The organism is Streptomyces pseudogriseolus (assembly GCA_002154585.1).
Taxonomy (GTDB): Bacteria; Actinomycetota; Actinomycetes; order Streptomycetales; family Streptomycetaceae; genus Streptomyces; species Streptomyces pseudogriseolus.
The window spans coordinates 1-776 of the sequence record MUNG01000687.1; the positions used below are offsets into that span (position 1 = coordinate 1).

Here is a 776-nt window from a genome sequence, read left to right on the forward strand (position 1 = left end):
CTGCGGCGGGCGGTGGCAATATTCGCCGCCACGGCTTCCCGGAGGCCTTCATTCCCTCCCAAATCAGGCGCTTGACCTGCGCGCCTGTGGAGGAGTGGCGTGCGTCGCCGGGCTCTCGCGGTCGTTGTGGGGAGCTCGTGCAGACTGGCCGGATGCGCACGGAGCTTGTTTCGGAACCCGGTGATCCGGGGCGCCCCAACGAAGACTTCGCGAGTGTCGCGCTCCCGGCCTCGGGTCAGGGCGGCGCGCTCGTGCTCCTGGACGGTGTCACGCCGCCGTCGGACGGGGGCGGCTGTCTGCATTCGGTGCCCTGGTTCACCGCCCGGCTGGGCGGCGCGCTGACCGAACTGACCGTTTCCCTCCCGGATGTTCCGCCGGCCGCGCTGCTGTCGCGGGGTATCGCGCGTACGGCCGAGAGTCATGCCGCGACCTGTGACCTTTCTCACCCCCGTACGCCGCAGGCAACGGTGGTGCTGGCCCGGTGGTCACCCGGCTCGGTGGACTGTCTGGTGCTGTCCGACTCGGTGCTGCTGGTGGAGTCGCCGGACGGGAGGGTCACGGCGATCAGGGACGACCGGCTGGACNNCGCGGCGGATCCGTCGGTGTCGTCACGCGCCGTCACCGTCTCCCTGCCCCGGGACCGGGTGCGGGCCCTGACGGCGCTGACGGACGGTGCGACGCGGTGGGTGGACCGGTTCGGGGCGGGTGACTGGGCGGACTGCGTGGCGGTGATCCGCGAGGAGGGGGCGCGGGGGCTGGTGCGGAGGGTTCGGGTG

General features: G+C 72.4%; 1 protein-coding gene. It reads left to right on the plus strand.

The genetic code is table 11. The features are described from left to right. Window positions 1-152: 152 nt before the first annotated feature. Window positions 153-776: hypothetical protein (locus tag CCN29_RS34105; protein ID WP_086686330.1), on the plus strand; the 624-nt coding region annotated here is incomplete at its 3' end.